This window comes from Micrococcus sp. HMSC31B01 (assembly GCF_001816085.1).
GTDB classification, from domain to species: Bacteria; Actinomycetota; Actinomycetes; order Actinomycetales; family Micrococcaceae; genus Micrococcus; species Micrococcus luteus.
The window spans coordinates 1-5,903 of record NZ_KV824848.1; the positions used below are offsets into that span (position 1 = coordinate 1).

Consider the following 5,903-nt stretch of genomic DNA (forward strand, 5'->3'; position numbering starts at 1 on the left):
GCCCGTGTGGCGGCCGCCGGCGTCGAGGCCCCCACGCTCGTGCTCGGCTGCGACTCCGTGTTCGAGTTCGAGGGCCGCGCCCACGGCAAGCCCTACGAGCCCGAGGTCGCCGTCGAGCGCTGGCGCGCCCAGGCCGGCCGGGAGGGCGTGCTGCATTCGGGCCACTGGCTGGGCCTGGTGCTGCCGGAGCCCGGGGCCGGGTCCGGGATGGCCGCGGAGGCGGGCGTGGTGTCCGCCGTCGTGCGCTTCGGCGCCGTCACCGAGGCCGAGATCCAGGCCTACGTGGCCACGGGCGAGCCGCTGCACTGCGCGGGCGCGTTCACGGTGGACGGCGCGGGCGCGGCCCTCGTGGACGGCGTGGACGGGGATCCCAACGCGGTGATCGGGCTGTCCGTGGCGTGGCTGCGGCGGGCCACGGCGGCCCTGGGCCAGGACTTCACCCGATTGTGGGAACCCTCCAACGCGCAGCGCTGATCCGGCGCGACAGGGCCGCGTGCCTCGGAGGGTTCCGCCACAACGAGTAGGGTGCTGGTCAGAGTCGGCGCCGTCCCGCGCCTTTCGCCCCACCGGGTGAGGGGCACGACCCCGGACGTGGCGCCCGCACCCCCAGCCGTGATCGTCCGAGGAGTCCATCGCCCATGAGCATCGCCGACGCACCGCAGGCCTCGGTCGTCCCGCCCGTCGACCCCGCGGCGGAGCGCCGGTTCTCCCGGGTGCTGATCGCCAACCGCGGCGAGATCGCCGTGCGCATCATCCGGGCCTGCCAGGACGAGGGGCTGACCTCCGTGGCCGTCTACGCCGAGCCGGACCGGGACGCCCTGCACGTGAAGCTCGCGGACGAGGCCGTGGCCCTCGGCGGGGAGACCGCCGCCGACTCCTATCTGGTGATCGGCAAGATCCTCGACGCCGCCGAGCGCGCGGGCGCGGACGCCGTGCACCCCGGCTACGGCTTCCTCTCCGAGAACGCGGACTTCGCGCGCGCCGTGGCCGACGCCGGCCTCGTGTGGATCGGCCCGCCTGCCGAGGCGATCGACCGGCTGGGCGACAAGGTCTCGGCCCGCCAGCTGGCCACCAAGGTCGGCGCCCCGCTGGCGCCGGGCACCACCTCCCCCGTGACCGGCACGGAGGAGGTCGTCGCGTTCGCGGATGAGTTCGGCCTGCCGGTGGCCATCAAGGCGGCCTACGGCGGCGGCGGCCGCGGCATCAAGGTGGCCCGCACGCGCGAGGAGATCCCGGAGTTCTACGAGTCCGCGGTCCGTGAGGCCGTGGCCGCGTTCGGTCGGGGCGAGTGCTTCGTGGAGCGCTTCCTGGACAAGCCGCGCCACGTGGAGACGCAGTGCCTGGCGGACGTGCACGGCGACGTCGTCGTGATCTCCACCCGCGACTGCTCGCTGCAGCGCCGCAACCAGAAGCTCGTGGAGGAGGCCCCGGCGCCGTTCCTCACGGACGAGCAGAACGCCCGCCTCGTGGAGTCCTCCAAGGCGATCCTGCAGGAGGCCGGCTACGTCGGCGCGGGCACGTGCGAGTTCCTCGTGGGCCAGGACGGCACCATCTCCTTCCTCGAGGTGAACACGCGCCTGCAGGTGGAGCACCCGGTCTCCGAGGAGATCACCGGCATCGACCTCGTGCGCGAGCAGTTCCGCCTGGCCCGCGGTGAGGCCCTCGGCTACACGGACCCGCAGCCCCGCGGCCACTCGATCGAGTTCCGCCTCAACGGCGAGGACCCGGGCCGCAACTTCCTGCCCGCCCCCGGCCGGCTCACCACGTTCCGCATGCCCAGCGGCCCGGGCGTGCGCGTGGACTCCGGCGTGGTGGAGGGCGAGACCGTGTCCGGGGCCTTCGACTCCATGGTCGCCAAGCTGATCGTCACCGGTGCGGACCGCCGCCAGGCCCTGCAGCGCGCCGCCCGCGCCCTGCGCGAGGCCGAGATCGTCGGCATGCCCTCGGTGCTGCCCTTCCACCGCGCCGTGGTGCGCGACCCCGCCTTCGCCCCCGAGATCGCCGGCTCGGAGGAGCCGTTCTCGGTGCACACCCGGTGGATCGAGACGGAGTTCGCGAACCGCATCGAGCCGAGCGCCCTCACCCCGGCCGAGCCGGCCCCCCGCGAGGCGCGCCACACCGTGACCGTGGAGGTCAACGGCAAGCGCGTGGACGTCACCCTGCCCACGTGGGGCGAGGCCCTGCACACGATCTCCGGCGCCGCCCAGCGGGCCGGCGCGGGACGACGCCGGCCCCGCGGCAAGCGCGGCGCACCGGTGGCCGCGGCCGTCAGCACGGACGCGCTGACCGCCCCGATGCAGGGCACCGTGGTGAAGGTCGCCGCCGAGAACGGCCAGACCGTGGCCGAGGGCGACCTGATCGTGGTCGTGGAGGCCATGAAGATGGAGCAGCCGCTCGCGGCCCACCGCGCGGGCGTGGTCAGCGGTCTCGACGTCGAGCCGGGCCAGACGGTCACGGCCGGCACGGTGATCGCCACCATCGCCGACGCGGAGTGAGCCGCCGGCGCCGACGGCGGGGAGCGCCGGCGTCGTCGACTGGTTCCACATGGTGGACGTCGGGGACATGACTCTCGCAGATCGGCGCGACGAGGCTTAACCTGACACGCATCTTCGTCTCACATCGTGGTCGCTCGCGACCCCCTGTGCCCGTCATACCAGGGAGACACCATGTCCCACTCCACCCCGCCCGCGAACCCGGGCGCCCCCACCGATCTCACGTCGGACGCGGTCGCCACCGCGGAGGAGGTGCCCCGCTCGCGGGTCATCATCGCCTCCCTCGTGGGCACCTCGATCGAGTTCTACGACTTCTACATCTATGCCACGGCCGCCGTCTCGGTCTTCCCGCTGATCTTCTTCGCGGGCGGCGACGACAACACGGCCCTGCTGGCCTCCATGGCCACCTTCGGCGCGGCGTTCGTCGCCCGGCCGCTGGGCGCCGTCGTCTTCGGCCACCTGGGCGATCGCGTGGGCCGCAAGACCACGCTCATCGGCTCGTTGCTCACCATGGGCATCGCGACGTTCCTCATCGGCCTGCTTCCCACGTACTTCCAGATCGGCCTGTGGGCGCCGGCCATGCTGACGCTGCTGCGCTTCTTCCAGGGTCTGGGGCTCGGCGGCGAGTGGTCCGGCGCCGCTCTGCTGGCCACCGAGTACGCCAAGGACGGCAAGCGCGCGCAGGCAGCCATGTGGCCGCAGCTCGGCGCGCCGATCGGCTTCCTGCTGGCCAACGGCCTGTTCCTCGCACTCGTGCTCGGCTTCAGCCACGACTCGACGAGCCCGGTGCTCGACGGCCCGTTCCTCACGTGGGTGTGGCGCGTGCCGTTCCTGCTCTCGATCGTGATGGTGGCCGTGGGCCTCTACGTCCGCGTCAAGCTCGAGGAGACCCCGGTCTTCCAGCGCGCCCTCGACCGCGACCAGCGTGTGAAGGCGCCGCTGGGCGAGGTGTTCCGCCGCAACTGGTGGGAGCTGATCCTGGGCACCTTCGTCATGTACGCCACCTACGTGCTCTTCTACCTGATGACCACGTGGATCCTCTCCTACGCGATCGGCAAGCCGGCCAACGGCTTCCTGGGTGTCCCCTACGCCGAGTTCCTCGTGCTGCAGCTGGTCGGCATCCTGTTCTTCGCGGCGTTCGTGCCGGTCTCCGGCCTGCTGGCGGACCGCTTCGGCCGCCGCCCCACCCTGATCGTGATCTCGGTGCTCATGGTGGTGTTCGGCCTCTCATTCGGCCTGTGGCTCGCGCCGGCGAACATGGGCGTGGGTGCGGAGCTGAACGTGCCGCTGATGCTGACGTTCCTGGCCACCGGCATGACGCTCATGGGTCTGACCTTCGGGCCCATGTCCGCGGTGCTGCCTGAGCTGTTCCCCACGAACACGCGCTACACCGGCTCCGGCATCGCGTACAACGTGTCCTCGATCCTCGGCGCGGCGCTGACCCCGTTCATCGCCGCCTGGCTGGTGCAGAAGTTCGACGTCGCCTACGTCGGCTACTACCTGGCCGCCGCCTCGGCGATCACCGTCATCGCGCTGGTGCTCTCCCCCGAGACCCGCCACACGGACCTCGACACCGTCACCTCGGCCCGGGAGCGCCGCGCCGCGCGCTGACCCCGCTCCTCGCCGGCCCGGGCCCCCCGCCCGCACTGTCGAACGTGACATCGGGGGAATGGACGCTTTCGGTCGTGAGATAGGCCCTATCTCACGACCGAAAGTCGTCTCTGGGTCAGATCCGCACGTGCAGGCGGCGTGCCGCCTCCGCGATCGACCCGGACATGGACGGGTACACGGTGAAGGTGTCCGCGAGGTCGTCCACGTGCAGCTTGTGCGTGACCGCGAGCGCGAGCGCGTAGATCAGCTCGGAGGCGCGCGGCGAGACCACCACGCCGCCGATCACGGTGCCGGAGCCCTGACGCGCGAAGATCTTCACGAACCCCTCCTCCGCGCCGGACATCTTGGCGCGGGGGTTGGTGTGGAAGTCCAGTCGCAGCACGTCCGCCTGGTACTGGCCGGAGTCCACCTGCGCCTGCGAGACGCCCACGGTGGCGATCTCCGGCGAGGTGAAGATGTTCGAGGCCAGCAGGTGCGGGCGCAGCGGCTTGAGGGCGTCGCCGAGCAGGTGGGCCACGGCGATGCGCCCCTGCATGGCCGCCACCGAGGCGAGGGCGAGCTTGCCCGTGCAGTCGCCCGCCGCGTAGATGCTCGGCACGGACGTGCGGGAGACGCCGTCCACGAGCACGTGGCCGGAGCCGGCCAGCTTCACGCCCACGTCGTCGAGGCCGAGGCCCGCCGTGTTCGGCACGCCGCCGACGGCCACCAGCGCGTGGGAGCCCTCGATCGACGGGGTGTCCTCGGCGCCCTCGCCGGAGAGGTGCACGCGCACGCCGGTCTCGGTCCGCTCGACGGACTCGGCCCGGGAGCGGGAGACCACCCTGAGGCCGTTGCCCTCGAAGACCTTCTCGAGCAGCTCGGCGGCGTCGGCGTCCTCCCCGGGGAGCACGCGGTCGCGCGAGGAGACGAGGGTGACCTTGGCGCCGAGGCGGTTGTAGGCCGAGGCGAACTCGGCGCCGGTGACGCCGGAGCCCACGACGATCAGGTGCTCGGGAAGCTCCTTGAGGTTGTAGACCTGCTTCCAGTTGAAGATCCGCTCGCCGTCCGGGACGGCGGTGGGCAGCTCGCGGGGGCTCGCGCCGACGGCCACGAGGATCGCGTCCGAGGTGATGATCTCGGGCTCGGCGCCGGCGTCGGCGTCGTCGAGGGCGCGGACGGACACCTCGTGGGGGCCGACGACGCGGCCCACGCCGTCGATCACCCGGACGCCGACCCGCTCGAGGCCCGCGCGGATGTCCGAGGACTGCTCGTGGGCCAGGTTCAGGATGCGGTGGCCGACCCGGCCCATGTCCGCGTGGACGTCGCCCCCGCCGAGGTCGACGCCCAGGTCCACGGAGGCGCCCACGCGGCGCATCGAGTCGGCGGCGGCGATCAGCGTCTTGGAGGGGACCACGTCCGTGAGGACGGCCGCGCCGCCCACCCCCTGGCGCTCGACCAGGGTCACGCGGGCGCCCAGCTTCGCGGCCACCATGGCGGCCTCGTAGCCGCCGGGGCCGCCGCCGATGATGGTCAGGGACGGGATGAAGGTGCTGTTTTCCTCGGTCACGGGCTCCATTGTGTCCGCCACGGACGGGAAAGTCCTAGCCAGCGGCCACGGGACACCGCCTAGACTCCACGACGTGACCGACCAGACCAGCATCCCCTCCCCCGACTCCCCCTTGACCGGCGACCATCCGGGCTTCGCCGAGGCCCGCGCGGCCGCCGACTCCCTCGCCCGGGCGACGGGCGTGGCGGAGCACCGCGTCGCCGTCGTCCTCGGCTCCGGCTGGGGCGAGGCCGCCGGCCTGATCGGCGAGGAGG

General features: G+C 72.6%; 4 protein-coding genes and 1 pseudogene. 4 read left to right on the plus strand and 1 reads right to left on the minus strand.

Translation table 11 applies throughout. From position 1 onward, the window contains the following. The 3 genes from HMPREF3105_RS00650 to HMPREF3105_RS00660 form a co-directional block, all read left to right on the plus strand. Positions 1–474: Maf family protein (locus tag HMPREF3105_RS00650; RefSeq protein WP_070708532.1), on the plus strand; the 474-nt coding region annotated here is incomplete at its 5' end. A 164-nt stretch (positions 475–638) separates the two neighbouring features. Further along, a complete protein-coding gene (locus HMPREF3105_RS00655; RefSeq protein ID WP_070708533.1) occupies positions 639–2,495 on the plus strand; it encodes an acetyl/propionyl/methylcrotonyl-CoA carboxylase subunit alpha in 1,857 nt (618 codons plus the stop codon). A gap of 171 nt (positions 2,496–2,666) precedes the next feature. Continuing rightward, entirely contained in the window at positions 2,667–4,103 is a 1,437-nt protein-coding gene (locus HMPREF3105_RS00660; RefSeq protein ID WP_070708534.1) for an MFS transporter, read from the plus strand. Between the two features lie 115 nt (positions 4,104–4,218). Here HMPREF3105_RS00660 and HMPREF3105_RS00665 read toward each other — a convergent pair whose 3' ends face one another. Then, positions 4,219–5,649: an NAD(P)H-quinone dehydrogenase gene (locus tag HMPREF3105_RS00665; RefSeq protein WP_083325257.1), complete on the minus strand. Its 1,431-nt coding sequence runs from the start codon at positions 5,647–5,649 to the stop codon at positions 4,219–4,221. A 73-nt stretch (positions 5,650–5,722) separates the two neighbouring features. On the opposite strand from HMPREF3105_RS00665, the pseudogene HMPREF3105_RS00670 reads away from it, so the two are divergent. Continuing rightward, a pseudogene (locus HMPREF3105_RS00670) lies at positions 5,723–5,903 on the plus strand (purine-nucleoside phosphorylase); the annotation flags it as partial.

Excerpts from the sequence above, each read along its gene's own strand:
- HMPREF3105_RS00655 (WP_070708533.1), top strand. The coding sequence starts at position 639 with ATGAGCATCGCCGACGCACCGCAGGCCTCGGTCGTCCCGCCCGTCGAC.
- HMPREF3105_RS00660 (WP_070708534.1), top strand. The coding sequence starts at position 2,667 with ATGTCCCACTCCACCCCGCCCGCGAACCCGGGCGCCCCCACCGATCTC.